The organism is Streptomyces sp. NPDC097595, from assembly GCF_044761525.1.
GTDB lineage: Bacteria > Actinomycetota > Actinomycetes > Streptomycetales > Streptomycetaceae > Streptomyces > Streptomyces drozdowiczii_A.
Genome location: NZ_JBIWCN010000002.1, coordinates 447,746 through 472,891, shown reverse-complemented (window position 1 = coordinate 472,891; position 25,146 = coordinate 447,746). Strand labels below are relative to the sequence as shown.

The 25,146-nt window shown below is 72.5% G+C and carries 20 protein-coding genes; 5 read left to right on the top strand and 15 right to left on the bottom strand.

Annotation, left to right across the window (positions count from 1 at the left end; genetic code table 11):
• Nucleotides 1-109 precede the first annotated feature (109 nt).
• The 3 genes from ACIQZN_RS04775 to rimP form a co-directional block, all read right to left on the bottom strand.
• Nucleotides 110-388, bottom strand: a complete 279-nt coding sequence (locus ACIQZN_RS04775; protein ID WP_403988372.1) for a YlxR family protein — start codon at nucleotides 386-388, stop codon at nucleotides 110-112.
• Nucleotides 389-507: 119 nt separating this feature from the next.
• Entirely contained in the window at nucleotides 508-1,548 is a 1,041-nt protein-coding gene (gene nusA / locus ACIQZN_RS04770; RefSeq protein ID WP_018102330.1) for a transcription termination factor NusA, read from the bottom strand.
• A 2-nt stretch (nucleotides 1,549-1,550) separates the two neighbouring features.
• Complete coding sequence (gene rimP, locus ACIQZN_RS04765; RefSeq protein WP_403988370.1) at nucleotides 1,551-2,048, bottom strand: ribosome maturation factor RimP; 498 nt, start codon at nucleotides 2,046-2,048, stop codon at nucleotides 1,551-1,553.
• Nucleotides 2,049-2,223: 175 nt separating this feature from the next.
• Between rimP and ACIQZN_RS04760 the strand changes: the two genes are divergently transcribed.
• From ACIQZN_RS04760 to ACIQZN_RS04750, 3 genes are read left to right on the top strand one after another with little or no spacing between them, the layout of a single operon-like run.
• On the top strand, nucleotides 2,224-2,742 hold the full coding sequence (locus ACIQZN_RS04760; RefSeq protein WP_403988368.1) for a hypothetical protein: 519 nt from the start codon (nucleotides 2,224-2,226) through the stop codon (nucleotides 2,740-2,742).
• The gene (locus ACIQZN_RS04755; protein ID WP_403988366.1) at nucleotides 2,739-3,221 is read left to right on the top strand and encodes a ferritin-like domain-containing protein; all 483 of its coding nucleotides are present in this window, start codon (nucleotides 2,739-2,741) and stop codon (nucleotides 3,219-3,221) included. The genes ACIQZN_RS04760 and ACIQZN_RS04755 overlap by 4 nt, the downstream gene beginning before the upstream one ends.
• A gap of 44 nt (nucleotides 3,222-3,265) precedes the next feature.
• Entirely contained in the window at nucleotides 3,266-4,189 is a 924-nt protein-coding gene (locus tag ACIQZN_RS04750; protein WP_403988364.1) for an aminoglycoside phosphotransferase family protein, read from the top strand.
• A 59-nt stretch (nucleotides 4,190-4,248) separates the two neighbouring features.
• Here ACIQZN_RS04750 and ACIQZN_RS04745 read toward each other — a convergent pair whose 3' ends face one another.
• From ACIQZN_RS04745 to ACIQZN_RS04695, 11 genes are all read right to left on the bottom strand, one after another.
• Nucleotides 4,249-5,949, bottom strand: coding sequence for a proline--tRNA ligase (locus ACIQZN_RS04745; protein ID WP_403988362.1), 1,701 nt, complete (start codon nucleotides 5,947-5,949; stop codon nucleotides 4,249-4,251).
• Nucleotides 5,950-6,023: 74 nt separating this feature from the next.
• Nucleotides 6,024-6,590, bottom strand: a complete 567-nt coding sequence (locus ACIQZN_RS04740) for a GNAT family N-acetyltransferase (RefSeq protein WP_403988360.1) — start codon at nucleotides 6,588-6,590, stop codon at nucleotides 6,024-6,026.
• 43 nt (nucleotides 6,591-6,633) lie between these two features.
• Nucleotides 6,634-7,479 carry a GNAT family N-acetyltransferase gene (locus tag ACIQZN_RS04735; protein WP_403988358.1) on the bottom strand — a complete coding sequence of 282 codons (846 nt, stop codon included), beginning with the start codon at nucleotides 7,477-7,479 and terminating at the stop codon, nucleotides 6,634-6,636.
• Nucleotides 7,480-7,641: 162 nt separating this feature from the next.
• Nucleotides 7,642-8,796, bottom strand: coding sequence for a flavodoxin-dependent (E)-4-hydroxy-3-methylbut-2-enyl-diphosphate synthase (gene ispG, locus ACIQZN_RS04730; RefSeq protein WP_403988356.1), 1,155 nt, complete (start codon nucleotides 8,794-8,796; stop codon nucleotides 7,642-7,644).
• 186 nt (nucleotides 8,797-8,982) lie between these two features.
• Complete coding sequence (locus ACIQZN_RS04725; RefSeq protein WP_403988354.1) at nucleotides 8,983-10,293, bottom strand: M50 family metallopeptidase; 1,311 nt, start codon at nucleotides 10,291-10,293, stop codon at nucleotides 8,983-8,985.
• Nucleotides 10,290-11,552: a 1-deoxy-D-xylulose-5-phosphate reductoisomerase gene (gene dxr / locus ACIQZN_RS04720; RefSeq protein WP_403988352.1), complete on the bottom strand. Its 1,263-nt coding sequence runs from the start codon at nucleotides 11,550-11,552 to the stop codon at nucleotides 10,290-10,292. The genes ACIQZN_RS04725 and dxr overlap by 4 nt, the downstream gene beginning before the upstream one ends.
• Nucleotides 11,553-11,630: 78 nt before the next feature.
• On the bottom strand, nucleotides 11,631-12,866 hold the full coding sequence (gene aroA / locus ACIQZN_RS04715) for a 3-phosphoshikimate 1-carboxyvinyltransferase (protein ID WP_403988350.1): 1,236 nt from the start codon (nucleotides 12,864-12,866) through the stop codon (nucleotides 11,631-11,633).
• A 79-nt stretch (nucleotides 12,867-12,945) separates the two neighbouring features.
• The gene (locus ACIQZN_RS04710) at nucleotides 12,946-14,892 is read right to left on the bottom strand and encodes an acyl-CoA dehydrogenase family protein (RefSeq protein WP_403988348.1); all 1,947 of its coding nucleotides are present in this window, start codon (nucleotides 14,890-14,892) and stop codon (nucleotides 12,946-12,948) included.
• Between the two features lie 203 nt (nucleotides 14,893-15,095).
• Complete coding sequence (locus tag ACIQZN_RS04705; RefSeq protein WP_403988346.1) at nucleotides 15,096-16,541, bottom strand: aldehyde dehydrogenase family protein; 1,446 nt, start codon at nucleotides 16,539-16,541, stop codon at nucleotides 15,096-15,098.
• Nucleotides 16,542-16,648: 107 nt separating this feature from the next.
• Nucleotides 16,649-18,217 carry a PucR family transcriptional regulator gene (locus ACIQZN_RS04700; protein ID WP_403988344.1) on the bottom strand — a complete coding sequence of 523 codons (1,569 nt, stop codon included), beginning with the start codon at nucleotides 18,215-18,217 and terminating at the stop codon, nucleotides 16,649-16,651.
• Nucleotides 18,218-18,349: 132 nt separating this feature from the next.
• The gene (locus ACIQZN_RS04695) at nucleotides 18,350-20,776 is read right to left on the bottom strand and encodes an ATP/GTP-binding protein (protein WP_403988342.1); all 2,427 of its coding nucleotides are present in this window, start codon (nucleotides 20,774-20,776) and stop codon (nucleotides 18,350-18,352) included.
• A gap of 249 nt (nucleotides 20,777-21,025) precedes the next feature.
• On the opposite strand from ACIQZN_RS04695, the gene gabT reads away from it, so the two are divergent.
• Nucleotides 21,026-22,366, top strand: coding sequence for a 4-aminobutyrate--2-oxoglutarate transaminase (gabT, locus tag ACIQZN_RS04690; protein WP_403988340.1), 1,341 nt, complete (start codon nucleotides 21,026-21,028; stop codon nucleotides 22,364-22,366).
• Between the two features lie 102 nt (nucleotides 22,367-22,468).
• Nucleotides 22,469-23,287, top strand: coding sequence for a phosphatase PAP2 family protein (locus ACIQZN_RS04685; protein WP_403988338.1), 819 nt, complete (start codon nucleotides 22,469-22,471; stop codon nucleotides 23,285-23,287).
• Here the strand turns inward: ACIQZN_RS04685 and ACIQZN_RS04680 are convergent.
• Nucleotides 23,241-25,064, bottom strand: coding sequence for a chitinase (locus tag ACIQZN_RS04680; protein WP_403988336.1), 1,824 nt, complete (start codon nucleotides 25,062-25,064; stop codon nucleotides 23,241-23,243). The two genes, ACIQZN_RS04685 and ACIQZN_RS04680, sit on opposite strands and share 47 nt — an antisense overlap.
• Between the last annotated feature and the right edge of the window lie 82 nt (nucleotides 25,065-25,146).

Genomic DNA, 25,146 nt, shown 5'->3' with positions numbered 1-25,146 from the left:
CTACTTCATGGGCGTACTCATCGCGTACTCATCGAGTGCTCATCGCAATCTCGACCTACTTCCAACTCGCGAGGTACCTGACCGCACGGGGACCCGTGCCGTTCACTTCTTACGGTGTCACCCGCTCGACGAACCGCTGTACCGCGGTCGGGTCGAACGGCCCCTTGGCCTTGAAGGCCCGGGGGAATGCCCGGCGGCGAACCGCCAGGTCCAGACAGTCGGGGACGGGATGCACGTACGCACCCCGGCCGGGCAGCGTACCGCGAGGATCGGGGACGCAGTGGTCCCCGTCCGCGACGATGCGCAGCAACTCGTTCTTGGCCGCCCGCTCCCGGCAACCCACACAGGTTCGCTCAGGGCAAGCGCGGGCGAGCGTCCGGCCAGACACGCTTAAGTCTACCTCCCCGCACCGACCTCACCCCTTTGGGGCAAAAATCGAACGTACGTTGTCGTGATCTCAGCGGCCGGCCGACGGGATCTATTCCCCGGACGCCGCTCGGAGGCGCGTCAGCGCCGGTCCGAACGCTCCCGGGCCCGCTCGGCGCGCTCGCGGTCGGCGACGTCGCGCTCGGCGTCCGTCTCGGTGTCCGGGCGGATGTCGATGCGCCAGCCGGTGAGCCGGGCGGCCAGGCGGGCGTTCTGCCCCTCCTTGCCGATCGCCAGGGAGAGCTGGTAGTCCGGCACGGTCACCCGGGCGGAACGGGCCCCGAGGTCAACGACCTCGACCTCGCTCACCCGCGCGGGGGACAGCGCGTTGGCGACCATCTCGGCCGGGTCGTCCGACCAGTCCACGATGTCGATCTTCTCGCCGTGCAGCTCGGCCATCACATTGCGCACCCGTCCGCCCATCGGGCCGATGCAGGCGCCCTTGGCGTTGAGGCCGGAACGGGTCGAACGGACCGCGATCTTGGTGCGGTGGCCGGCCTCGCGGGCGATCGCGCAGATCTCGACGGAACCGTCGGCGATCTCCGGGACCTCCAGCGCGAAGAGCTTCTTCACCAGGTTGGGGTGGGTCCGCGACAGCGTGACGGAGGGGCCGCGCACGCCCTTGGCGACGCGCACCACGTACGTGCGCAGCCGCAGGCCGTGGGTGTACTCCTCGCCGGGCACCTGCTCCTGCACCGGCAGGATGGCCTCCAGCTTGCCGATGTCGACCAGGACGTTCTTCGGGTCCTTGCCCTGCTGGACGACGCCGGTGACGACATCGCCCTCGTGGCCCGCGTACTCGCCGAACGTGCGGTCGTCCTCGGCGTCGCGCAGACGCTGGAGGATGACCTGCTTGGCGGTGGTAGCGGCGATCCGGCCGAAGCCCGACGGGGTGTCGTCGAACTCCTTGGGCTCCTGCCCCTCCTCCAGATCGGCGGGGTCCTCCTTGGCCCACACGGTCACATGGCCGCGCTCATCCAGCTCCACGCGCGCCCTGCGGTGGCTGCCGTCGGTGCGGTGGTACGCGATGAGGAGGGCCGACTCGATCGCCTCGACCAGGACGTCGAACGGGATCTCCTTGTCCTGCGCCAAGCCCTTCAGCAGCTTCACGTCGATGTCCACGGCTACGCCTCCTCTTCCTTCTTGTCCTTGCGGTTGAATTCCAGCTCCACGCGGGCCTTGGCGATCTCGTCGAAGGCGATCCGGCGGGCGGTGGGCTTGCGGCCCTTGACGCCCGGCACCTCCAGGTCGAGACCGTCCTCGTCCACGGCGAGGATGCGGGCCACCAGCTCGCCGCCGTCGCCCAGGGTCAGCCTGGCGAGGCGCCCGGTGGCGCGTACGTAATGGCGGTGCTCCGAGAGCGGGCGGTCGGCGCCGGGCGAACTGACCTCCAGGACGTATTCGTCCTCGCCCATCACATCGGTCTCGTCCAGCTTCGCGGAGATCGCGCGGCTCAGCTCCGCGCAGGTGTCCAGCTCGACACCCTCATCGGAATCCACGACGATCCGCAGCACTCTGCGGCGGCCTGCCCGGGAGACTTCGATCTCTTCCAGCTCCAGCTGCTCGGCGCTGACGAGCGGTTCGACCAGCCCGCGCAGCCTCTCGCTCTGGGTGGTGCTCATCCGGGTGACTCCTCGGCCGCGTGTGCTGTTGTGATGATCTCGCGTGTCTGGTCAAAGGGTATCCGGTCGCAAGGGGTGTTGCTGTCAGCCGGTCCCCCGAGCGCGGGTACGCTCACAGGCGGTGATCACTTCCGGACAGATCCAGTCAAGACAGGTCCAGCCCGAAGGAGAGCAAGTGCGGCGTACGGGGACGACGCGCAGGGGCGCGCTCGCGGCGACCGGCGCGCTGGCCGCCGGGGCGGTGCTGTCCGGCTGCGGAAGCGACGGGGACGGCGCGGGCGGGGGCACCAAGGGCTCCGCGCACAGTGCTTCCTCCTCGGTACGCGCGGAGAAGACGCTGCGCGCCGGCGCCGGCCGCACCACGGCGACCCTGCTCGCCGGTTACGAGCACGTGCTCCGGGCCCACCCGACGACGGCGTCGGCCCTCACTCCCCTGCGCGACGCGGTCCGCGCCCATCTCAAGGCGCTCTCCCCGGAGAAGGCCCCCGCGCTCGGCATGGCCCGCTCGCGCGCCGCCACCCCCGCCGCCGCGGTCAAGGAGCTGGCAGCGGCCGAGCGCTCCGCGGCGGACGCCTACACCGCGCTGCTCCTGGAGGCGCCCGGGGAGCTGGCCCGGCTGCTGGCCTCGGTCGCCGCCGCCTGCGCGGCGCACGCCTACCTGCTGACCGAACTGGCCAAGGAGACCCCGGCATGAGCGACGCCAAGAACGACGGCCCGCTGGAAGCGGCCCAGGCGGCGCTGGCCGCCGAGCACGCCGCCGTCTACGGCTACGGGGTCGCCGGCGGCCGGGTCGCGGCGGGGCGCCGGGCCGAGGCCACCGCCGCGTTCCACGCCCACCGGGCCCGCCGCGACGCCCTGGTGCGCACGGTCCGGGACCTGGGCGGTGAGCCGGTGGCCTCGGACGCCGCGTACGCTCTGCCGTTCGCGGTGCCGGACGCGGCGGCCGCGGTCCGGCTCGCCGCAGTGCTTGAGGACCGCGTCGGGTACGTGTACTCCGACCTGGTCCGGGCCGCCGACGGCTCGCTGCGGCGCAGCGCGGCGGACGCGTTGCGGGAGGCCGCGGTACGCGCGGCGCGCTGGCGGGGCAGCGGCGTACCCTTTCCCGGGCTCGCGGAGCGGGCCGGTGCCGAGGCCGGCCAGGACACGCGGGCCGGGGCCGCCACCGCGCACTGAAAAAGGGCGCACACGAGAAGGCTCTGAAAGGGAACACGGCACGTATGGGTTTTGAACCGCCGCAGCGTCTGGTGCGAGCGCTCGGTGAGTCGTACGGGGATACGGCCGCCGGGGAATGGCTCGCGGGGCTTCCCGCACTGACCGAGCAGGCGCTGGCCGCGACCGGCCGCGCCCCGGTCGTGGAGCGGGTCGCGGCCCCCGGCGGGCGCAGCAGTCTGGTTCTGCTGGTCCGGGGGGCCGAGGGCACCCCGGCCGCCCTGAAGCTGGCCCCCTCCGGTGCCGCGCCGGGGCTCGAACAGGCGGCGCTGGTCCACTGGAACGGCTGGGGCGCGGTGCGGCTGCTCGACCCCGAGGACGGCGGGCGGCCCGTGGAGGGCGCGCTGCTCCTGGAGCGGCTGCACCCCGAGATGTCGCTGCGGTCGCTGCCGGAGGCGAAGGCGCTCCTTGAGGCGGCCGGGACGGTGCGCCGGCTGTGGGTCGACCCGCCGGCCGGGCACGGCTTCGAGACGGTCGCCGAGCGGACCGGGCGGCGGGTGGACGCCATGCGCGCCGCCGCCGCGTCCGATCCCGCGCTCGAACCCCTGGTCACCGCCGCGCTGGCGGTCCGCGATGAGCTGGTCTCCGGCTCCCCCGAGACACTGCTGCTGCACGGCAACTTCCGGCAGAGCAAGGTGCTCGCGGGTGAGCGGGCGCCCTGGCTGACGGTCGGTCCCGAGCCGCTGGTCGGTGAGCGGGCGTACGACCTGGCGCGGCTGGTCCGGGACCGGGTGGAGGACCTGATCGCGTCGTCCGCCGGGGCGACGACGGCCCGGCGCAGGGTCAAGAAGCTCGCGGACTCGCTGGACGTGGACCAGGAGCGGCTGCACGGCTGGACGCTGTTCCGGGCCGTGGAGTCGGGCACCCGGGCGCTGGCGGCCGGGCGCCGTCAGGAGGGCGAAGTCACCCTGGAGTTCGCGGGCTGGCTGTAGGAGATGCGTAAGGGCCCCGCACGGAACGTTCCGTGCGGGGCCCTTACGCGTGGAGAGCGTCAGTCCTGCTCGGAGAGGCGGGCGATGGCCTCCTCGACCGTCAGCTCCTCGCGCTCGCCGGTGCGGCGGTCCTTCAGCTCCAGGACGCCTTCGGCCGAGCGGCGGCCGGCGACCAGGATCTTGGGGACGCCGATCAGCTCGGAGTCGGTGAACTTGACGCCGGGCGAGACACCGGCGCGGTCGTCCACCAGGACGCGCAGCCCGGCGGCGGTCAGCTTGTCGGAGACCTCCAGGGCCAGTTCGGTCTGGAGGGCCTTGCCGGCGGCGACGACGTGGACGTCGGCCGGGGCGATCTCGCGGGGCCAGCACAGGCCCTTGTCGTCGGCGGTCTGCTCGGCGAGCGCGGCCACGGCGCGGGAGACGCCGATGCCGTACGAGCCCATCGTGACGCGGACGGGCTTGCCCTGCTGGCCGAGCACGTCGAGCTGGAAGGCGTCGGCGAACTTGCGGCCGAGCTGGAAGATGTGGCCGATCTCGATGGCGCGGTCCATCTGGAGACCGGTGCCGCACTTGGGGCAGGGGTCGCCGGCCTCGACCACGACGACGTCCAGGTAGTCGTCCACCTCGAAGTCGCGGCCCGCGACGACGTTCTTCGCGTGCTTGCCCTCCTTGTTGGCGCCGGTGATCCAGGCGGTGCCGGCGGCGACGCGGGGGTCGGCGATGTAGCGGACCTTCTCCAGGCCCTGGGGGCCGACGTAGCCCCGTACGAGGTCGGGGCGGCCCACGAAGTCCTCGGCGGTGACCAGCTCGACCACGGCCGGGGCCAGGTGCTCGCCCAGCTTGTCGAGGTCCACCTCGCGGTCGCCGGGCACGCCCACGGCGACGATCTCGCCGTCGACCTTGACCAGCAGGTTCTTCAGCGTGGCGGAGGCCTCCACGCCGAGGTGGGCGGCCAGGGTCTCGATGGTGGGGGTGTCGGGGGTGTCCAGCTCCTCGACGGGGCCGACTCCCGAGGCGTCGCCGGCGGTGGCGTTGAACGTCACGGCCTCGGTGTTGGCCGCGTAGTCGCAGTTCGGGCAGTCCACAAAGGTGTCCTCGCCGGCGGGCGCCGGGGCCAGGAACTCCTCGGAGGCGGAGCCGCCCATGGCACCGGAGACGGCGGAGACGATGCGGTGGTCCAGGCCGAGCCGCTCGAAGATCCGGATGTACGCGGCGCGGTGCAGCTGGTACGACTCGACCAGGCCCTCGTCGGTGGTATCGAAGGAGTACGAGTCCTTCATCTGGAACTCGCGGCCGCGCAGCACACCGGCGCGGGGGCGGGCCTCGTCGCGGTACTTCGTCTGGATCTGGTACAGGATGACCGGCAGGTCCTTGTAGGACGAGCACATGTCCTTGACGACCTGGGTGAAGATCTCCTCGTGCGTGGGGCCGAGGAGGTAGTCGGCGCCCTTGCGGTCCTTGAGCTTGAACAGCAGGTCGCCGTACTCGTCGTACCGGCCGCTCGCGTCGTACGCCTCCTTGGGCAGCAGCGCGGGGAGCAGGACCTCCTGGCCGCCGATGGCGTCCATCTCCTCGCGGACGACGCGGGTGATGTTCTCCAGGACCTTCTTGCCGAGCGGCAGCCAGGACCAGATTCCGGCAGCGGTGCGTCGTACGTAGCCGGCTCGGACGAGGAGCTTGTGGTTGAGCGTCTCGGCGTCCGCCGGGTCGTCGCGCAGTGTCTTGATCATCAATCGGGACATGCGCTGGACCTGGGCCATGGTGAACTCCTGCTCGGAAAGGGTGATGGGCCCGAGGTTAGCGGGGCGGCCCGTGCGGGCGGAAATCCATTCCCTCACGTACGGCGCAGTGGCAGGGGCGCTCCCATGACCGCGTACGGCTTGGGGGCGCTGGGGAAGAGCACCTGGCGGGCGAGGTCCTGGTAGCCGAGGGAGCGGTAGAGGCCGCGGGCCGGGCTCTCGGTGTCGATCGCGGAGAGGATCGAGCGGGGCTGGACGACGGCGTCGGTGATGGTGGTGATCAGGGTGCGGCCGATGCCCCGGTTCTGGAAGTCCGGGTGGACGTGGAGCTCGGTGATCACGAAGGCGTCGTCCAGCCAGTGGGCGCTGCCGGTGGCGCGGAGGTACGGCTCGACGACGGTGGACCACCAGTGGCCGCGGTCGTTGGGCATGCCGTAGACGAAGCCGACGAGCCGGCCCTCGGGGGTGAGGGCGCCGAGCGCGCGGGCGTGCGGGTGGTCGAGGTGCCGGAGCACGATGTGCCGGCGGACCTCGATCTCTCCGGCGCTCAGGCCGAAGGCCACGGCCTGGACGGCCAGTGCCTCGTCGACGCGGGCCGCGAGGTCGATCGGCCCGACCCGGACGCCGGTGGTGCGGGGGCCGCCCCCGGAATCTGCTGCCATGGGCCGACCCTACTGTCCGGGCGGCCGTCGTGACGGGGGCCGGTCAGAAGAGCACGCTCATGAAGGCGCCGGTCTCCCGGAAGCCGATGCGGCGGTACGCCTTGCGCGCGGGGGTGTTGTAGTCGTTCACGTACAGGCTGACGACCGGGGCGACGTCGGCCAGCGCGTACCGCAGTACGGCGGCCATGCCGGTCTCGGAGAGGCCGCGGCCGCGGAATTCGGGGGCGACCCACACGCCCTGGATCTGGCACGCCTGCGAGGTGGTGGCGCCGATCTCCGCCTTGAAGACGACCTTGCCGTCGTCGATCCGGGCGAAGGAGCGGCCGGCGCCGATGAGTTCGGCGACGCGGGCCTGGTAGAGGAGTCCGCCGTCGCCGGCGAGCGGGGAGACGCCGACCTCCTCGGTGAACATGTCCACGCAGGCGGGCATCAGGATGTCCATCTCGTCCTTGCGGACGCGGCGGACGAGCGGGTCGGGCTCCACGTCGGCGGACGGGCTCTCGGTGACCATGAGGGGCTGGTTGGCCCGGACGTCGCGGGCGGGGCCCCAGCCCGGTTCGAGGAGGCGCCAGAGCTCGGCGGTGGGTTCGGCGGGGCCGACGATCGAGGAGCAGCGGCGGCCGGCCCGGCGGGCGCGTTCGGCGAAGGCGCGGACGGCTTCGGGGCCGGCGCAGATGGGGACGAGGTTGGCGCCCGAATAGCACAGGGAGCGGAGCCTGCCGTCGGCGTACCAGCCCCACATCTCGCCGCCGAGGCGCCAGGGGTCGAGTCCGGCGATCTGGACGCGGGACGTCACGAAGGCGTTGGCCACGGGCTCGCTCTCCAGGACGGCGAGCGCGGCGCCGAGGTCGCTGGGTTCGAGGACCCGGGTAGTGGTGTGCGTCAACACGAGGGGGCCTCACCATGCGGTCTGCTGATTTCCGCACTGTAACCGAAGAGCCTGAGTGACGCCGCCCGTGCCCGGGAACAGCTGTGCGTACCCGCCGGGGGCCCGCACGCGGAAGCGCCCCGCCGAGGGGTTCCTCGCGGGGCGCTGCCGGGCCGGGACGGGTCAGCTGATGGAGACCTCGGGCTCGCCGGAGGCGATGCCGTCCTTCTCCATCTGCTCGGCGATCTTCATGGCTTCCTCGATGAGGGTCTCCACGATCTTCGACTCGGGGACGGTCTTGATGACCTCGCCCTTGACGAAGATCTGGCCCTTGCCGTTGCCGGAGGCGACGCCGAGGTCGGCCTCGCGGGCCTCGCCGGGGCCGTTGACGACGCAGCCCATGACGGCGACGCGCAGCGGGACCTCCATGCCCTCCAGACCGGCGCTGACCTGGTCGGCGAGCTTGTAGACGTCGACCTGGGCGCGGCCGCAGGAGGGGCAGGAGACGATCTCCAGGCGGCGCTGGCGCAGGTTCAGCGACTCCAGGATCTGGATGCCGACCTTGACCTCTTCGGCGGGCGGTGCGGAGAGCGAGACGCGGATGGTGTCGCCGATGCCCTCGCTGAGCAGGGCGCCGAAGGCGACGGCCGACTTGATGGTCCCCTGGAAGGCGGGTCCGGCCTCGGTGACGCCGAGGTGCAGCGGGTAGTCGCACTGGGCGGCGAGCTGGCGGTAGGCGTTGACCATCACGACCGGGTCGTTGTGCTTGACCGAGATCTTGATGTCGCGGAAGTCGTGCTCCTCGAAGAGGGACGCCTCCCAGAGCGCGGACTCGACCAGCGCCTCGGGGGTGGCCTTGCCGTACTTCTTCAGCAGCCGGGCGTCCAGCGAGCCGGCGTTGACGCCGATCCGGATCGGCGTGCCGGCGTCCTTCGCGGCGCGCGCGATCTCCTTGACCTTGTCGTCGAACTGCTTGATGTTGCCCGGGTTCACGCGCACCGCCGCGCAGCCGGCGTCGATCGCGGCGAAGACGTACTTCGGCTGGAAGTGGATGTCCGCGATCACCGGGATCTGCGACTTGGACGCGATGATCTTCAGGGCGTCCGCGTCGTCCTGCGTGGGGCAGGCCACGCGCACGATCTGGCAGCCGGAGGCGGTGAGTTCGGCGATCTGCTGAAGCGTCGCGCCGATGTCGGACGTACGGGTCGTCGTCATCGACTGCACCGAGACGGGGGCGTCCCCGCCGACCGCCACCGATCCGACCTGGATCTTCCGGCTGACCCGCCGTTCGGCGAGCTTGGTCGGAACGGCGGGCATTCCGAGAGAAATCGCAGTCATGCGCTGAGCATCCCCAAGGTGTGGATCGAGGTCCCGGTATCGGCGGGCTCCGGCCTTCGAGGTTACGTCACCGGGGGCGGCCGGGAGCACACCGCGTCCGGCCCCGTACGGAATGTCGGCCCGTCGGACGCACCCCGCACACCGCCGGTCACTCGCGGTGCACCGGGCGCGTCCGACGCGCCCCGGTCAGGTGATCTTGACCGGGTTGACCACGTCGGCGACGAGGACGAGCAGGGTGAAGCAGATGAAGACGCCGGCGACCACGTAGGCGACGGGCATCAGCTTGGCGACGTCGAACGGGCCGGGGTCGGGGCGCTTGAAGACTCGTGCCGTGTTCCGGCGCAGGGCCTCCCACAGGGCCCCCGCGATGTGGCCGCCGTCGAGCGGGAGCAGCGGGAGCATGTTGAAGAGGAACAGCGAGAGGTTGAAGCCGGCCAGCAGGAACAGCATCATCGCGATCTGGCTCTCCGCCGGGACGTCCAGCGTCATCACCTCGCCGCCGATGCGGGCCGCGCCGACGACGCCGACCGGGGAGTCCGCCGCGCGTTCGCCGTCGCCGAAGGCAGCGTCCCACAGGGCGGGGATCTTGGAGGGCAGGGCGATGATCGAGTCGACGCCGTTCTCCACCATGTCGCCCATGCGGACGACCGAGTCGCCGAAGGAGAGCGGGAGGATCTTCGTCTGGGCGGCGAAGCCGAGGTAGCCGGCCGTGACGAATTGGCCGGCGACCGCTTCGCCGTGCGAGTCCTTCTTGGCGACGGCGTTCTTCAGGAGGACCGCGTGCAGGTCCTTCTCCTGCCCGTCGCGCTCGACCGTGATGGTGGCGGGACCGACGGTCTCGCGGATGCGGTCGGACAGGGCGTCCCAGGAGTCCATCCGCTCACCGTCGAAGGCGACGATCTTGTCGCCCTTCTTCAGCCCGGCGGCCTGCGCGGGCGAGACGGCGTCGGACTTCTCACAGGTCTCACGCTTGGCGCTCTGCGGGATGACGCACTTCTGGACGCCGGCGACCTCGGTGGTGTTGGTCTGGAAGCCGAAGGACATGGCGACACCGAGGAAGATCACCACGGCCAGGACCAGGTTCATGAAGGGTCCGGCGAACATGACGATCACGCGCTTCCACGGCTTGCGCGTGTAGAAGAGGCGCTTCTCGTCGCCCGGTTCCAGTTCTTCGAAGGCGGCGGATCTGGCGTCCTCGATCATGCCCCGCCAGGGCGAGGTGGAGCGCGCCTCCAGCTTGCCGTCGGCGCCGGGCGGGAACATCCCGATCATGCGGATGTAGCCGCCGGCCGGGATGGCCTTGATGCCGTATTCGGTGTCGCCCTTCTTGCGGGACCAGATGGTCGGGCCGAATCCGACCATGTACTGGGGGACGCGGATGCCGAAGAGCTTCGCCGTCGACAGGTGGCCGAGCTCGTGCCAGGCGATGGAGAACAGCAGGCCGAAGGCGAAGATCACGATGCCGAGGATCGTCAGCAGGATCGTCGTCATGCTCATGCGCGTGCCTCCGCAATGGCCTTGGCCGAGAGTTCCCGGGCCCGGGTCCGCGCCCAGGTCTCCGCTTCGAGTACGTCCGCGACGGTGAGAGAAGTTCCCGATTCCGGTGTGCCGTGTTCGCCCACCACCGCGGTGACCGTGTCCATGATGCCGTTGAAGGGCAGCTTCCCGGACAGGAACGCGTCGACGCACTCCTCGTTGGCCGCGTTGAACACGGCGGGCGCGGTGCCGCCGAGCGTGCCGACGTGCCGGGCGAGGCCGACGGACGGGAAGGCTTCGGTGTCGAGCGGGAGGAACTCCCAGGTGGACGCCTTCGCCCAGTCGAAGGCGGGCGCCGCGTCGGGGACGCGCAGCGGCCAGCCGAGGCCGATGGCGATCGGGCCGCGCATGTCGGGCGGGGTGGCCTGGGCGAGCGTGGAGCCGTCGGTGAACTCGACCATGGAGTGCACGTACGACTGGGGGTGGACGACGACCTCGATGCGGTCGAAGGGGATGTCGTAGAGCAGGTGGGCCTCGATGACTTCGAGGCCCTTGTTGACCAGGGTGGCCGAGTTCACGGTGATGACCGGTCCCATGGCCCAGGTCGGGTGCGCGAGGGCCTGCTCGGGGGTGACCTCGTCCAGCTCGCTCCTGGTGCGGCCGCGGAAGGGGCCGCCGGACGCGGTGACGACGAGCCGGCGCACATCGGCGCGGGTGCCGGCGGCGAGCGCCTGGAACAGCGCGGCGTGCTCCGAGTCGACGGGGATGATCTGCCCCGGGGCGGCCAGCGCCTTCACCAGGGGGCCGCCGACGATCAGGGACTCCTTGTTGGCGAGCGCCAGGGTGCGGCCCGCCTTCAGGGCGGCCAGGGTCGGGGCGAGGCCGATGGAGCCGGTGATCCCGTTGAGCACGGTGTGGCAGTCGCTCGCGGCCAGCTCCGTCGCCGCGTCGGGTCCGGCGAGGATCTCGGGGAGCGGCTCGCCTGCCCCGTACTCCTGGCGCAGCGCCTCGCGCAGGGCGGGTACGGCCTCGGGCGAGGCGACTCCGACGGTGCGCACCTTCAGCAGGCGGGCCTGCTCGGCGAGGAGGGCGACCCGGCCGCCGGCCGCGGACAGCGCGGTGACGCGGAAGAGGTCGGGGTTGCGCAGCACCAGGTCGATGGCCTGGGTGCCGATGGACCCGGTGGAGCCGAGGATGACGAGATCCCGGCGTCCTTCCACGGCGTCGAAGACGAGGTGCGGGTCTGCGAGAGGGGCAGGGCTGTCGGTCATGCGCCCCATTGTGGCCGCTCCCCCTGTGCGCGGGGACAGGGTGTCCCGGGTTGACCCGTCCGTGTCCCCCGTCCCCGCGCTCCCCCGTCAGCGGGTGGCGGCGGCGAACGCCTCGTGGAAGCCGGGGAACGTCTTGCGTACGCAGCCCGGGTCGTCGTACGTGATGCCGGGGGTGCGCAGGCCCGCGACGGCGAACGACATGACGATGCGGTGGTCGCCGTGCGTCTCGATCTCGACGGGCCTGGGCGCGCCCGGCTGGATCTCGATCCAGTCGGGGCCCGTGGTGACCGTGATGCCCATGCGCCGCAGATTGTCCGCGCACGCCTCCAGCCGGTCGCACTCCTTCACGCGGGTGTTGCCGACGTCCTCGATGCGTACGGGCCCCGAGGCGAAGGGGGCGATCGCGGCGAGCGTGGGCATGGTGTCGGAGATGTCGCGCATGTTGACGGTGAGGCCGCTCAGGGTGCCGGTCGAGCGGACCGTGGTGGCGCCGTCCTTCATGGTGACGTCGGCGCCCATGCGGCGCAGGACGTCGGTGAACCGCAGGTCCCCCTGGAGGGCGCCCTCGGCGAGTCCGGGGACGGTGATCCCTCGGCCGGTGAGGGCGGCGGCGGCGAAGAAGTAGCTCGCGGTGGAGGCGTCGGGTTCGACGGCGTAGGTGGTGGCGCGGTAGCCGCCGGGCTCCACGGTGAAGACGGTGCCGTCGGGGCCGCTGCGGGTGACCCGGGCGCCGAAGGAGCGCATCATCGCGAGGGTGATCTCGATGTAGGGCGCGGAGACGAGGTCGGTGACGGTGATCCGCAGCCCGGTCTCCGTGAGCGGGCCGAGCATCAGCAGGGCGGTGAGGTACTGGCTGGACTGCCCGGCGTCCAGGGTGAGTTCGCCGCCCTTGATGCCGGCGGCCTCGATGCGCAGCGGGTGGTGGCCCTCGGCCTCCTCGTGGCGCAGGTCGACGCCGAGGGTGCGCAGGGCCTCGGTGAGCGGGGCGAGGGGGCGGCGGCGCATCTGCGCTGAGGCGTCGAAGCGGTAGCTGCCGCGGGCGCCGGCCGCCGCGAGGGTGGGCAGGAAGCGGGCGGTGGTGGCCCCGTCACGGCAGTAGACGTCGGCCTCGGTGGCGGCGGGCCCGGCGGGGCGGCCGGTGATGTGCCAGGCGTCCGCCTCCTGCTCGACCTCGTAGCCGAGCGCGGTCAGACCGGCCGCGAAGCCCTCGGTGTCGTCGGAGCGCAGCGGGCGTACGAGCGTGCTGCGGCCGTTCGCGGCGGCGGCCAGGAAGAGGGCGCGCGCGGTGACGGACTTGGAGCCGGGGACATGGATGACGGTCACGGGCGTCCATCCTGCCGTGAACCGGGGCGTGCGACGGGGCGCGTCCAGCGACTGGACGCGCCCCGCGGTGCCTGACGGTTCAGCGGATCGGGCGGTGGACGTTCTCCTCGGTGGAGGGTCCTGGGGTGGCGTCGGCGATCCAGGGGCCCTCGCCGCTCGGGTCGACCACGCCCTCCTCCAGCCAGCCGTACGTGCCGGACAGGACGCCCTCGGTGACGCGCCGGTCGAGGTCGTCGGTGTTGGACCAGAGCCGGGTGAACAGCTCCTCGACGCGGATGCGGGCCTGGCGGCAGAAGGCGTCGGCGAGCTGGTACGCCTCGCGGCCGTGCTCGTCCGTGGCGCGCAGGTGCTCGGCGCGGACGCAGGCGGCGCTCATCGCGAAGAGTTCGGCGCCGATGTCCACGATCCGGCCGAGGAAGCCCTGTTTGGTCTCCATCCGGCCCTGCCAGCGGGACATCGCGTAGAACGTGGAGCGGGCCAGCTTGCGCGAGGCGCGTTCGACGTACCGCAGATGCGTGGCCAGGTCCGGGTGGCCGGCCGGGTTGAACTCGGCGTAGGTGGTGGGGAGCTGGCCGGGGCCGGCGACGAGCTTGGGCAGCCACTTGGCGTAGAAGCCGGCCGCGTTGGCGCCCGCCTTCGCCTTGGCGGAGAGCGGTTTGTCGGGGTCGATGATGTCGCCGGCGACCTTGAGGTGGGCGTCGACGGCCTCGCGGGCGATCAGCAGGTGCATGATCTCCGTGGAGCCCTCGAAGATCCGGTTGATCCGCATGTCGCGGAGCATCTGCTCGGCGGGCACGGCCCGTTCGCCCCGGGCGGCGAGGGAGGCGGCGGTCTCGAAGCCGCGTCCGCCGCGGATCTGGACGAGTTCGTCGGCGATCAGGCAGCCCATCTCGGAGCCGTACAGCTTGGCGAGCGCCGCCTCGATGCGGATGTCGTTGCGGTCCTCGTCGGCCATCTGCGAGGCCAGGTCGACCACGGCCTCCAGGGCGAAGGTGGTCGCGGCGATGAAGGCGATCTTGGAGCCGACGGCCTCGTGCCGGGCGACCGGCCTGCCCCACTGCTCGCGGACGGCGGACCACTCGCGGGCGATCTTCAGGCACCACTTGCCGGAGCCGACGCACATCGCGGGCAGCGAGAGCCGGCCGGTGTTGAGCGTGGTGAGCGCGATCTTGAGCCCGGCGCCCTCGGGTCCGATGCGGTTCGCGGCGGGCACGCGCACCTGGTGGAAGCGGGTGACGCCGTTCTCGATGCCGCGCAGGCCCATGAAGGCGTTGCGGTGCTCCACGGTGATGCCGGGGGCGTCCGCCTCGACGACGAAGGCGGTGATGCCGCCCTTGCCCTCCGAGGACTTCGGTACGCGTGCCATGACGACCAGCAGGTCCGCGACGACGCCGTTGGTGGTCCACAGCTTCACCCCGTCGAGGACGTAGTCGTCCCCGTCCCGGACGGCGGTGGTGGCGAGCCGCGCCGGGTCGGAGCCCACGTCCGGCTCGGTGAGGAGGAACGCGGAGATGTCCGTACGGGCGAGGCGGGGCAGGAAGGTGTCCTTCTGCTCCTGGGTGCCGAAGGTCTTCAGCGGCTGGGGCACGCCGATCGACTGGTGGGCGGAGAGCAGGGCGCCGATCGCGGGGCTCGCGGAGCCGGCCAGGGCGAGGGCCCGGTTGTAATAGACCTGGGTCAGGCCGAGGCCGCCGTACTTGACGTCGATCTTCATACCGAGCGCGCCGAGTTCCTTGAGGCCGTTGACGACCTCGTCGGGGATCTTCGCCTCGCGTTCGATGAGAGCGCTGTCGACCCGGGTCTCGCAGAACTCCCGGAGCCGGGCGAGGAATTCCTCGCCGCGCCGGACGTCCTCGCCGGCGGGCTGCGGGTGCGGGTGGATCAGGTCCAGGCGGAAGCGGCCGAGGAAGAGTTCCTTGGCGAAGCTGGGTTTGCGCCAGTCCTGTTCCCGGGCGTCCTCGGCGACCTGGCGCGCTTCGCGTTCGGTCACCTTGGGCGTGGGCTGTTGTGCGGATGGAGCGGACATGAGGGCTCACCTCGCCGCGTCGTCGGGTGGGTGGACCCGGCAGGCGCACGGTCGGGACGGGGTCCGTCCGCCGTGCGTACCTGTCCGGTTCTACTCGTCCGTATGTACCCGATTACCGGCGACCCGACCAGCCCCGGGGCGCCGATCGGGTCGGCCACCACTCCACTGCCCGCCGCCGGGTGCGGCATGCGCCCGCGTGGGCGTCAGAGCGCGAGGCCCGTGAGGACGAGGACGCGCTCGTAGGTGTAGTCGTCCATCGCGTAGCGGACGCCCTCGCGGCCCACGCCGGACTGCTTGGCTCCGCCGTACGGCATCTGGTCGGCGCGGTACGAGGGGACGTCGCCGATGATCACACCGCCGACCTCCAGCGCGCGGTGGGCGCGGAAGGCGGCCTGGATGTCATGGGTGAACACGCCCGCCTGGAGCCCGTACTGCGAGGCGTTGACGGCGGCGAACGCCTCGGCCTCGCCGGTCACCTTCTGCACGGACAGGACCGGCCCGAAGACCTCCTCGGTGGCGAGGGTGACGCCGCCGGGCAGCCCGGCGAGGACGGTCGGGGCGTAGGTGGACCCGTCGCGCTTGCCGCCCGCGAGGAGCTGGGCGCCCGCCGCGACGGCCTCGTCGACCCAGGACTCGACGCGCCGGGCGGCGGCCTCGTCCACGAGCGGGCCGACGTCGGTGGTGGGGTCGGAAGGGTCGCCGGTGACCTGGGCCTCCACGGCGGCGACGATCCTGGGCAGCAGCCGGTCGTACACCGCCGCGTCGGCGATGACGCGCTGGACGGAGATGCAGGACTGGCCGCCCTGGTAGTTGGAGAAGGTCGCGATGCGGGTCGCGGCCCAGTCCAGGTCCTCGTCGGAGGCGTAGTCGCCGAGCACGACGGCGGCGCCGTTGCCGCCGAGCTCCAGCGTGCAGTGCTTACGGGGCACCGAGTCCATGATCGCGTAGCCGACGGGGGCGGACCCGGTGAAGGAGATCACGGGCAGCCGCTCGTCCTGGACCAGGGCGGGCATCCGGTCGTTGGGGACCGTGAGGACGGACCAGGAGCCGGCCGGGAGGTCCGTCTCGGCCAGCAGTTCGCCCAGGACCAGCGAGGAGACCGGGGTCGCCGGGGCCGGCTTGAGGATGATCGGGACGCCGACGGCGATGGCCGGGGCGACCTTGTGGGCGCTGAGGTTCAGCGGGAAGTTGAAGGGCGCGATGCCGAGGACGGTGCCGCGCGGGAAGCGCCGGGTGAGGCCGAGGCGGCCGGTGCCGCCGGCGTCGGTGTCCAGGCGCTGGGCCTCGCCGCTGTTGAACCGGCGGGCCTCCTCGGAGGCGAAGCGGAAGACGGACACGGCCCGCCCGACCTCGCCGCGCGCCCACTTGACGGGCTTGCCGTTCTCGGCGGAGATCAGCTGGGCGATCTCCTCGGTGCGCTCGGCCAGCCGGCGGGCCACGTGGTCGAGCGCGGCGGCGCGGACGTGGGCCGGGGTCGCGGCGAACTCCTCGCGCACGGCGTGCGCGGCGGCGACGGCCTCCTCGACCTGGGCCTCGGTCGGAACGGAGACCGTCCCGACGAGGCGCCCGTCCCAGGAGTTGGTGACGTCGAAGCTTTCCTCGCCGGTGGCCTGGCGGCCGGCCAGCCAGAAGGCGTGGGTGGAGGTCATGGGGTTCCGGCCCTTCGATGGCGTGGGGTGTGTCCGCCCCCACGGTAGGGCCGGGACGACCGCCTGGCGTTTGTCCTGGGTGGAGCGGACAGCGGCCCTGGTGCGCCTTATTGGCCAGGGGATGCGGTGACCTTCAGGGCGAGCCAGATCTCCATCCGGACGTCCGGGTCGTCCAGCGAGCGCCCGAGGATCTCCTCCACCCGCCGCATCCGGTACCGCAGGGTGTGCCGGTGGACCCCCAGGTCGGCGGCGGCCGCGTCCCACTGCCCGTGGTGCGAGAGCCAGGCGCGCACCGACGCGACCAGATCGCCCCGGCCCTTGGCGTCGTGCTCGTACAGCGCGCGGAGCATCCCGTCCGCGAAGGCCCGCACCGCGTCGTCGGCGAGCAGCGGCAGCACGGACCCGGTGGCCAGCTCGGCGTGCTCGACCAGGGCCCGGCCCCGGCGGCGGGCCACCGAGAGGGCCTGCTCGGCCTGCTTGTACGCGGCGGACACCGCGACCGGGCCCGCCGGTGCGGACATGCCCACCACGACATCGCTCTCCCGGGCGGCGGCCGGCTCGCGCGGGGTCAGCGCGTCCTGCGCCTCGGCGTACGCCTGGCAGGCGGTCACCGCCGCGCCGCCGTCGGCGGCCAGCACCAGGAGGCGTTCGCCCTCGGGCACCATCAGCAGGGTCTCCCCGGACCGGTCCGCGGCGGTGTCCAGCGCGTCGGCCAGGAGCGCCGTGGCCGAGGGGTCCTGGCCCTCGGCGATGAGCAGCCGGAAGGGGGCGTCGAGCAGTCCGCCGTAGAGGTCCCCGGCGACCGCGCGGGCGTGGTCGGGCTGGCCGGCGAGGAGCATCCGCAGCACCGCCGCACCGAGGCGCTGCTCGGCGCCCTGGAGGGCGCGGGAGCGGGCGGTGGTCAGGGTGAGCAGGGCGACCGCCGAGTGCACGGCGTACCGCTCGGCGGTGCCGAGGGCCGCCCCGGTGCCGACGGCGAGGGCGCCGCGGACCCGGCGGCCGGTGCCCAGGGACTGGAGCTCGACGCGGTCGTCGGTGTCGCCGACGACCATGCTGGCCGGGGCGGGGCGGGCGCGCAGCCGCTCCACCTCGGGGGTGAGCCGGGCGGCGCGGCGGGCCGCCCAGTCGGGGGCGGCGGCCACGACGGCCCCCGCGGTGTCGTAGAGGGCGGCCCAGCCGTTGACGTGGGCGGCGAGGCGGGTGAGGAGGGCGGCGGGGCCGTCCCCGGCGAGCGCCGCGCTGGTGAGCTCCCGCTGCGCCTCGAAGCCGGCGGTGACCGCGCGGTACTGGTCGGCCGCGATCTGCGAGGAGACGGCCTTGGCGATGGCGATGAACGGGGTGCGGCGGGGCACTTCGAGCAGCGGCAGCCCGGCTTCCTCGGCGGCGCCGATCAGGGGCCGGGGCACCTCGTCGTAGTTGACGCCGACGGCGAAGCCGAGCCCGGCGACCCCGGCATCGGCGAGCCGGCGCACGTAACGGCCCATCGCCTCCGGGTTCTCCGCGTCCAGGTTGGTCGCGGTGACCAGCAGCAGTTCGCCGCCCTCCATATAGGGGACGGGGTCGGTCAGCTCGCTGGCGTGCGCCCAGCGCACCGGTGTGCCGAGGCGGTCCGCCCCCGCGCGCACCGTGAGTTTGAGCGCCGAGTGCTGGACGAGCGAGGCGAGCGTGGGCGGCATGGGGGTGAGGGCCTTCGGCAGGGGGCGATTTCGCCGTCCCGTATGAACGGCTCACTTCGATTCTGCCAGGGTGGCAGAGTCTCTGTCACCGCTGCCACTCGCGTCCCGCGCGCCTCTGCCGCCTCCCCCGCCTCAGCCGGCCAGCCGCACGAGCAGCGGGGGCATGTGCGCGCCGTCCACGGTGGTCAGGGAGAGCACCGCGTGGCCGTGCGGCAGCTCGTAGGCGAGTGCGGAGGCGGACCAGCGTTCCCGTTCGACCTGGCGGACGGTCACCGCGTCCGTGGTGACGGCCTTGCCGGTGGCCATCTTGCGCAGGGAGTGCAGGGCGCGGGTGAGCGGCTGGTCGGCGAAGACGCCGTGCTGGGCGACCTCGCGGACCTCCACCCACTCCTTCCCCCACGCCTCCGCGAAGCGCTTGCCGTCCCAGGTGGTGAGGCCGGGGAAGGCCATGGTGCAGCCGAACGCCCCGAGCAGCGCCGTGTGCAGCCCCTCCGGCACGTCGTCCAGGGTGCGCAGGGCGAGGACCGCCCCGGCGTTGACGGACCGGAGGCGGCGGATGCCCCGGACGGTGTCGGCGGTGACGGTGTGGGTGGCGTCGTCCAGGACGAGGCAGACGAACAGCGAGCGGTCGGTGCGGGCCGCGGTGACGGCGTTGAACTGGGCGAGCACCAGGCGGGCCAGGATGCGGGACGCCTCGGCGTGCGCGCGCTCCGGCAGGTCGACGCGGACCCGGAGCGGGTGCCGGCCCAGGGAGCGAAGCGAGAACGGCCGGGCGTCCTCGCCGGTGGCGAAGAATCCCGCGAAGGCGGGCCGGTCGAGCGCGGCGATCCGGTCGGCCAGGACGGCGGCCGGGTCGGCGCCGCCGCCCGCCTGGCGGGCCCTGGCCTCCAGCTCGCGCAGCATCGCCTGGTGTCCGCCGGCCGCCAGGGCCTCGCGCAGCGCGTCGAGCGCGGCGGCGGAGCCTTCGAGGAGTTCGCGGAGTTCGGGTACGGAGGGGAAGCGGCCGTGGACCGTGCGGAACGGGCCGAGCAGCTGTCCGAGGGCAGTCGCGGCGCGCCGGGTCTCCAGGGCGGGGATGTCCCCGGCCAGCCCCTCGGCGAGGGCCGCCGCGGCCTCGTCCGGGTCGGTGGTGCCGCCATACAGGTCGAAGTCGTGCAGGGACGCGGGGTCGCCGATGCGGATGACGACGTCGTAGGCGTCGTCCGGGCCGAGCCCGCCGCCCGCCGCGCCGACGGCGAGCACCGCGGCCTGTCCGGTGAGCGCCCGCAGCGCGAGGGCCTCCACGACGGGCCGGACGACCCGTTCGGTCTTGCCGGAGCCCGGCGGGCCGACGACCAGCAGGGAGGTGCCGAGCGACGCGGGGTCCAGCGCCATGCCGGAGCCCCGGCGGGGGTAGGGGTTGCGCGGGTCGTCGGCGCACTCCCCGATGCGGACCTGGCCGGTGAGCGGGTCGTGGGTGGCGGTGCGCCGGGGCACGTCCCGGAGGCCGGAGGGGTGCAGGAAGGCCTCGGCACCCTTGCGGAACACGGTCTCGGTGAAGGAGGCCAGGCGGTCGGGGCGGCCGCGCGCCCCGGTCCAGGCGTGGCCCACCCGTACGCAGTCCACGTCGTTCATCCGGCCCGCGTACACGGCGGCGGTCAGCGCCTCGGCTGCGTCGGCGGCGCCGGCGGCACGCAGTTCGGGCCACTGGGCGCGCAGGGGGCCGTCCGCCGGGGCGGGGGCCGTGCCGTCCTCGACCCGGGGGCGGGCGGGCGCGCGTCCGGCCCGGAGGTCGCGGAGTGCGTCTCCCCAGTGTGCGGCCCGGGCGATGGGCCACACCACGATCGCGGTGGTCAGCGCGTAGCAGGTGTAGGCGGCCACGGTGGCCTTCAGCCGGTCACCGCTGAGCAGCCAGTCCTGCGCCGATCCCATGAGCACGAGCAGCAGCGGCACCTTCGGGGTCCAGGCCAGCCACAGCAGCACCACCGCGGCGGCCACCGACAGGGTCAGCCTGACGCGTTCGTACCGCTCGCCGGCGAAGTACCGGAGGACGTGGGCCCAGCCGCCGAGCCGGGCGGCGTAGAAGCCCAGAATGAGGACCAGGACCTCGTAGTAGAGGGTGGTCGAGTCGACCACCAGGCCCGGCGCGTCGTCCCGCAGACCGCCCAGGACCCACCACTTGGGCCCGGTGATGATCTCGATCGGCTTGAACACATAGGGGACGGCACGCGCCGAGAGCAGCAGCCACAGCAGCAGCCAGAGGATCAGCGTCGCGGCCGGGCCCACCAGGGAGGGGCGCGGCGGGCGCTCGGCGGGCCGGGGCGTGAATCCGTACCGCCAGACGCCGGGTCCGGCCTGGGGGCGCGGGGCGTTGAACCAGTCGGCGGTGGGCGCGGCGCTGCCCGGGGCCGGGGTGTGCGCGGGGGGTGCAGGCACGGCGGGGGGCCGGGTGGGGGGCGGGACGGTGGGCGGGTGCGCGGGCGGCGGGCCGGCCGGTCGCGGTACGGAGCCTCCGGCCCCCGCGCCCGGCGGCTGCGCGCCCCGCGTGCCCCACGCGCCGTGCGTACCGTCGTTCTCCATGAACCGTTGCCCCCTTGACCAGCCAGGTCCGTTACTGCACCGGTCAATCTAGTGCGCGCACACGGTGAGTTCAGCAACGCGCCCGGATAGTGACCGCCGGAATCGCGCCCCGTACCCCCGCGCCGCCTTCTGTCCTTCGCGGACAACGACACGTACGCGACCACTACCGATCGGAGCATGCCCCGCCCGGGGTCCCGCGCCTAGCCTGCACAACGAAGAAGCGTCCGAAACACCCCCCAGGAGCCCCGCATGTCCGAAATCCCGCAGGAGCGCCGACTCGTCACCGCCGTCCCCGGTCCGAAGTCGGTCGAGCTGCAAGAGCGCCGGCTCGCGGCGGTCGCCGCGGGCGTCGGCTCCACGCTGCCGGTGTTCACCGCGCGGGCGGGCGGCGGGATCATCGAGGACGTGGACGGCAACCGGCTGATCGACTTCGGCTCCGGCATCGCCGTGACCTCGGTCGGCGCCTCCGCCGAGGCCGTCGTGCGCCGGGCCTCCGCGCAGCTCGCGGACTTCACCCACACCTGTTTCATGGTCACGCCGTACGAGGGGTACGTGGAGGTCTGCGAGCGGCTCGCGGAGCTGACCCCGGGCGACCACGCGAAGAAGTCCGCGCTGTTCAACTCGGGCGCCGAGGCCGTCGAGAACGCGGTGAAGATCGCTCGCGCGTACACCAAGCGCACCGCGGTCGTCGTGTTCGACCACGGCTACCACGGCCGGACGAACCTCACGATGGCGCTGACCGCCAAGAACATGCCGTACAAGCACGGCTTCGGCCCGTTCGCGCCGGAGGTGTACCGGGTGCCGGTGGCGTACGGCTACCGCTGGCCGACCGGTGCGGAGAACGCCGGCGCGGAGGCGTCCGCCCAGGCCATCGACCAGATCACCAAGCAGATCGGCGCGGAGAACGTCGCCGCGATCATCATCGAACCGGTGCTCGGCGAGGGCGGCTTCATCGAGCCGGCCAAGGGCTTCCTGCCGGCCATCGCGCAGTTCGCCAAGGACAACGGCATCGTCTTCGTCGCGGACGAGATCCAGTCCGGCTTCTGCCGGACCGGCCAGTGGTTCGCCTGCGAGGACGAGGGCATCGTCCCCGACCTGATCACCACGGCCAAGGGCATCGCGGGCGGCCTCCCGCTGTCGGCCGTGACCGGCCGCGCCGAGATCATGGACGCGGCGCACGCGGGCGGCCTCGGCGGTACGTACGGCGGCAACCCGGTCGCCTGCGCGGGCGCCCTCGGGGCGATCGAGACGATGCGCGAGCTGGACCTGAACAAGAAGGCGAAGCGCATCGAGGAGGTCATGAAGGGCCGGCTCGAAGCGATGCGCGCGAAGCTGCCGAACGGCGGGCTGATCGGTGACGTCCGGGGCCGCGGCGCGATGATCGCGATCGAGCTGGTGAAGCCGGGCACGAAGGACCCGCACCCGGAGGCGGCCGCCCGGCTCGCGAAGGCGTGCCACGCCGAGGGTGTTCTCGTCCTGACCTGCGGCACCTACGGCAACGTGCTGCGCTTCCTGCCGCCGCTGGTGATCGGCGAGGACCTGCTGAGCGAGGGTCTGGACGTCCTGGAGGGCGCCTTCGCGGGCATCTGAGCCCCGGATCGCGTGCGGGCCTGTGAAGAAAAGGTGGGGGGCCGATGGCGGGATACCGTACCCGCTATCGGTCCCCCCTCCCCTGACGTACGGTTTCCGCAGATGAGAGAAACACCCCGCCCGCAGGGGACTGCGGGTGAATCCGGGTCGGAGCTTCCTCGGCACCGTCCCGGGCGTGCCTTCGCGCACACCACTGGGGCATCACGCTCCGGAACTCCTCACCGATCGGATGGCCGCCCGCCCCACACCCCCCGGGGCGCGCGGCAAACCGGTCCACTCGTCCGCTCCGGAACAACCCCCCCAGTTCCGGGGCGGACGGCTTTTTTCATTTCCCTGGTGTCGGGCCTGTCGGCCCTCTTCGCGCTGACCACCTGGCAGATCGCCGCCGACGGCCCGCTGCGCGGCCTCGACGAGCGCGCCGGACGGATGCTCGTCGGCCACGGCCCCCGGTGGCTCACCGAATTCCTCGCCGATCTCGGCAATACGCAGGTCGCCCTTCCGGTGCTGGCGTGCGCGATCGGCTGGTCGCTGCTGCGCGGACGGCGGTGGGAGGCGCTGGCCACGGCCCTCGCGATGGCGGCGGTGCCCCTGCTCGTCGTACCGCTGAAGGACTGGATCGCACGGCCCGGGCCGCTCACGGACGCCACCGGCTACTACCCGTCGGGGCACGCGGCGACGGCGGCGGTGGCGTACGGGGCTTCGGCGCTGCTGCTCGCCGGACGGGGGCGGCACCCATGGATGATGCCCGTCACCGCCGTCCTGCTGACGGCGGTGACGGGCATCGGTCTGGTGCTCCGCGGCTATCACTGGCCGCTGGATGTGCTGGGCAGCTGGTTCCTGTGCGGGCTGCTGCTCCTGCTGTTGTACGGGGTGCTCAGCCGAAGTAGGCGTCGAAGTTCTTCGAGAACTCCCAGTTGTTGAAGCGGTCCCAGTTGACGGACCAGGTCATCAGGCCGCGCAGGCCCGACCAGGTGCCGTGGGTGGCGTAGGAGCCGCAGTCGGTCTTCTTGGTGAGGCAGTTGAGCGCCTTGGTGACCTCGGCGGGCGAGGTGTGTCCGTTGCCCGCCTGGGTGGAGGCCGGCAGGCCGATCGCGATCTGGTCGGGCCGCAGCCCGGGGAAGACCTTCGTCTGGTCACCGGCGACGGGGAAGCCGGCCATCAGCATGTCGGTCATCGCGATGTGGAAGTCGGCGCCGCCCATGGAGTGGTACTGGTTGTCCAGACCCATGATGGAGCCCGAGTTGTAGTCCTGGACGTGCAGCAGCGTGAGGTCGTCGCGCAGCGCGTGGATCACCGGCAGATAGGCACCGGCGCGCGGGTCCTGGCCGCCCCAGGGGCCGGAGCCGTAGTACTGGTACCCGAGCTGGACGAAGAAGGTCTCCGGGGCCATGGTGAGGACGAACTTCTCGCCGTACTTGGCCTTGAGGGTCTTCACCGCCGAGATCAGGTTCACGATCACCGGGGTGGTGGGGTTCCGGAAGTCGGTGTCCCCGGTGTTCAGCGAGAGCGAGTGGCCCTCGAAGTCGATGTCCAGGCCGTCGAGCCCGTACTCGTCGATGATCTTGCTCACCGAGGAGACGAACGTGTCCCGGGCGGCGGTGGTCGCGAGCTGCACCTGGCCGTTCTGGCCGCCGATGGAGATCAGCACCTTCTTGCCGGCGGCCTGCTTGGCCTTGATGGCCGCCTTGAAATCGGCCTCCGACTCGACGTTCGGGCACTCGGTGACCGGGCAGAGCTTGAAGCGGATGTCGCCCGAGGTGACGGAGGTCGGCTCGCCGAAGGCCAGGTCGATGACGTCCCAGGAGTCGGGCACGTCCGCCATGCGCGTGTAGCCGGAGCCGTTGGCGAAGCTGGCGTGCAGATAGCCGACGAGCGCGTGGGCGGGCAGCTGGGTACCGGTACCGCCTTCGCTTCCCTTGCTCGTGGTCGCCGAGACCGCGGCCGACTTGGCGGACTCGCCCGCTTCGTTGACGGCGCTGACCTGGAAGCTGTACGCGGTGGAGGCACTGAGTCCGGTCACGGTGGCCGAGGTCCCGGTGACGCTCTGGACCTTGGTGCCGCCCCGGTAGACGTTGTAGCCGGTGGCCCCGGAGGAGCCCGTCCAGGACAGGGCGACCGAGGAGGAGGTGACCGTGCCCGCCTTGAGACCCGTGGGAGCGGAGGGCAGCACGACCGGGTCGCCGCCCGGGCCGGTCAGGCTGATGTCGTCGGCGTAGTAGGCCGGGGTGCCGTACCAGCCGTGCGTGTAGATGCCGACCGAGGTGGTGGACGGCCCGGTCGTGAAGGTGGTCGTGAGCTTCTGCCAGCCGGGCGCGGACTGCGTCCAGGTGGAGACGTCCGTCGTGCCGGTGCCCGAGGCGCCGAGGTAGACGTAACTGCCCTGCACCCAGGCACTCAGCGTGTACGTCGACCCGGGCTTGACCTTCACGGACTGGGAGCACTGCGCGTTGTCGCTGCCGGCCGGGGTGGCCTTCAGCGCCGAAGTCCCGCCGTGTACGGGGGTGCTGACGGCCGCTCCGCTGCCGCCGGAGCAGTTCCAGCCGGACAGCCCGGCCTCGAAGGTGCCGTTGCTCGCCAGTTCGGCGTCGGCCGCGGCGGCGGTGGGGGCCGAGGCGGCGAGACCACCGGCGGCGAGGAGGGCGGCCGAGAAGGCGGCCACCAGTCCGGTCATGCGGGCGGGGGGTCTTGTGCGTTCCACAACGGCCTCCGTACAGGGGGGAATTGGTGCGGCGCGGGGAATTGATGCGGCGCGCACAACATGGTCCAGACCAATCGGGTTG

Coding starts and splice junctions, on each gene's coding strand:
- ACIQZN_RS04745 (WP_403988362.1), bottom strand. CDS start 5,949: ATGGCCCAGGTCCAGCGCATGTCCCGATTGATGATCAAGACACTGCGC.
- ACIQZN_RS04725 (WP_403988354.1), bottom strand. CDS start 10,293: ATGAGCATGACGACGATCCTGCTGACGATCCTCGGCATCGTGATCTTC.
- dxr (WP_403988352.1), bottom strand. CDS start 11,552: ATGGGGCGCATGACCGACAGCCCTGCCCCTCTCGCAGACCCGCACCTC.
- ACIQZN_RS04740 (WP_403988360.1), bottom strand. CDS start 6,590: ATGGCAGCAGATTCCGGGGGCGGCCCCCGCACCACCGGCGTCCGGGTC.
- ACIQZN_RS04700 (WP_403988344.1), bottom strand. CDS start 18,217: ATGCCGCCCACGCTCGCCTCGCTCGTCCAGCACTCGGCGCTCAAACTC.
- ACIQZN_RS04685 (WP_403988338.1), top strand. CDS start 22,469: ATGAGAGAAACACCCCGCCCGCAGGGGACTGCGGGTGAATCCGGGTCG.
- rimP (WP_403988370.1), bottom strand. CDS start 2,048: ATGAGCACCACCCAGAGCGAGAGGCTGCGCGGGCTGGTCGAACCGCTC.
- ACIQZN_RS04750 (WP_403988364.1), top strand. CDS start 3,266: ATGGGTTTTGAACCGCCGCAGCGTCTGGTGCGAGCGCTCGGTGAGTCG.
- ACIQZN_RS04695 (WP_403988342.1), bottom strand. CDS start 20,776: ATGGAGAACGACGGTACGCACGGCGCGTGGGGCACGCGGGGCGCGCAG.
- ACIQZN_RS04710 (WP_403988348.1), bottom strand. CDS start 14,892: ATGTCCGCTCCATCCGCACAACAGCCCACGCCCAAGGTGACCGAACGC.
- ispG (WP_403988356.1), bottom strand. CDS start 8,796: ATGACTGCGATTTCTCTCGGAATGCCCGCCGTTCCGACCAAGCTCGCC.
- ACIQZN_RS04705 (WP_403988346.1), bottom strand. CDS start 16,541: ATGACCTCCACCCACGCCTTCTGGCTGGCCGGCCGCCAGGCCACCGGC.
- gabT (WP_403988340.1), top strand. CDS start 21,026: ATGTCCGAAATCCCGCAGGAGCGCCGACTCGTCACCGCCGTCCCCGGT.
- ACIQZN_RS04755 (WP_403988366.1), top strand. CDS start 2,739: ATGAGCGACGCCAAGAACGACGGCCCGCTGGAAGCGGCCCAGGCGGCG.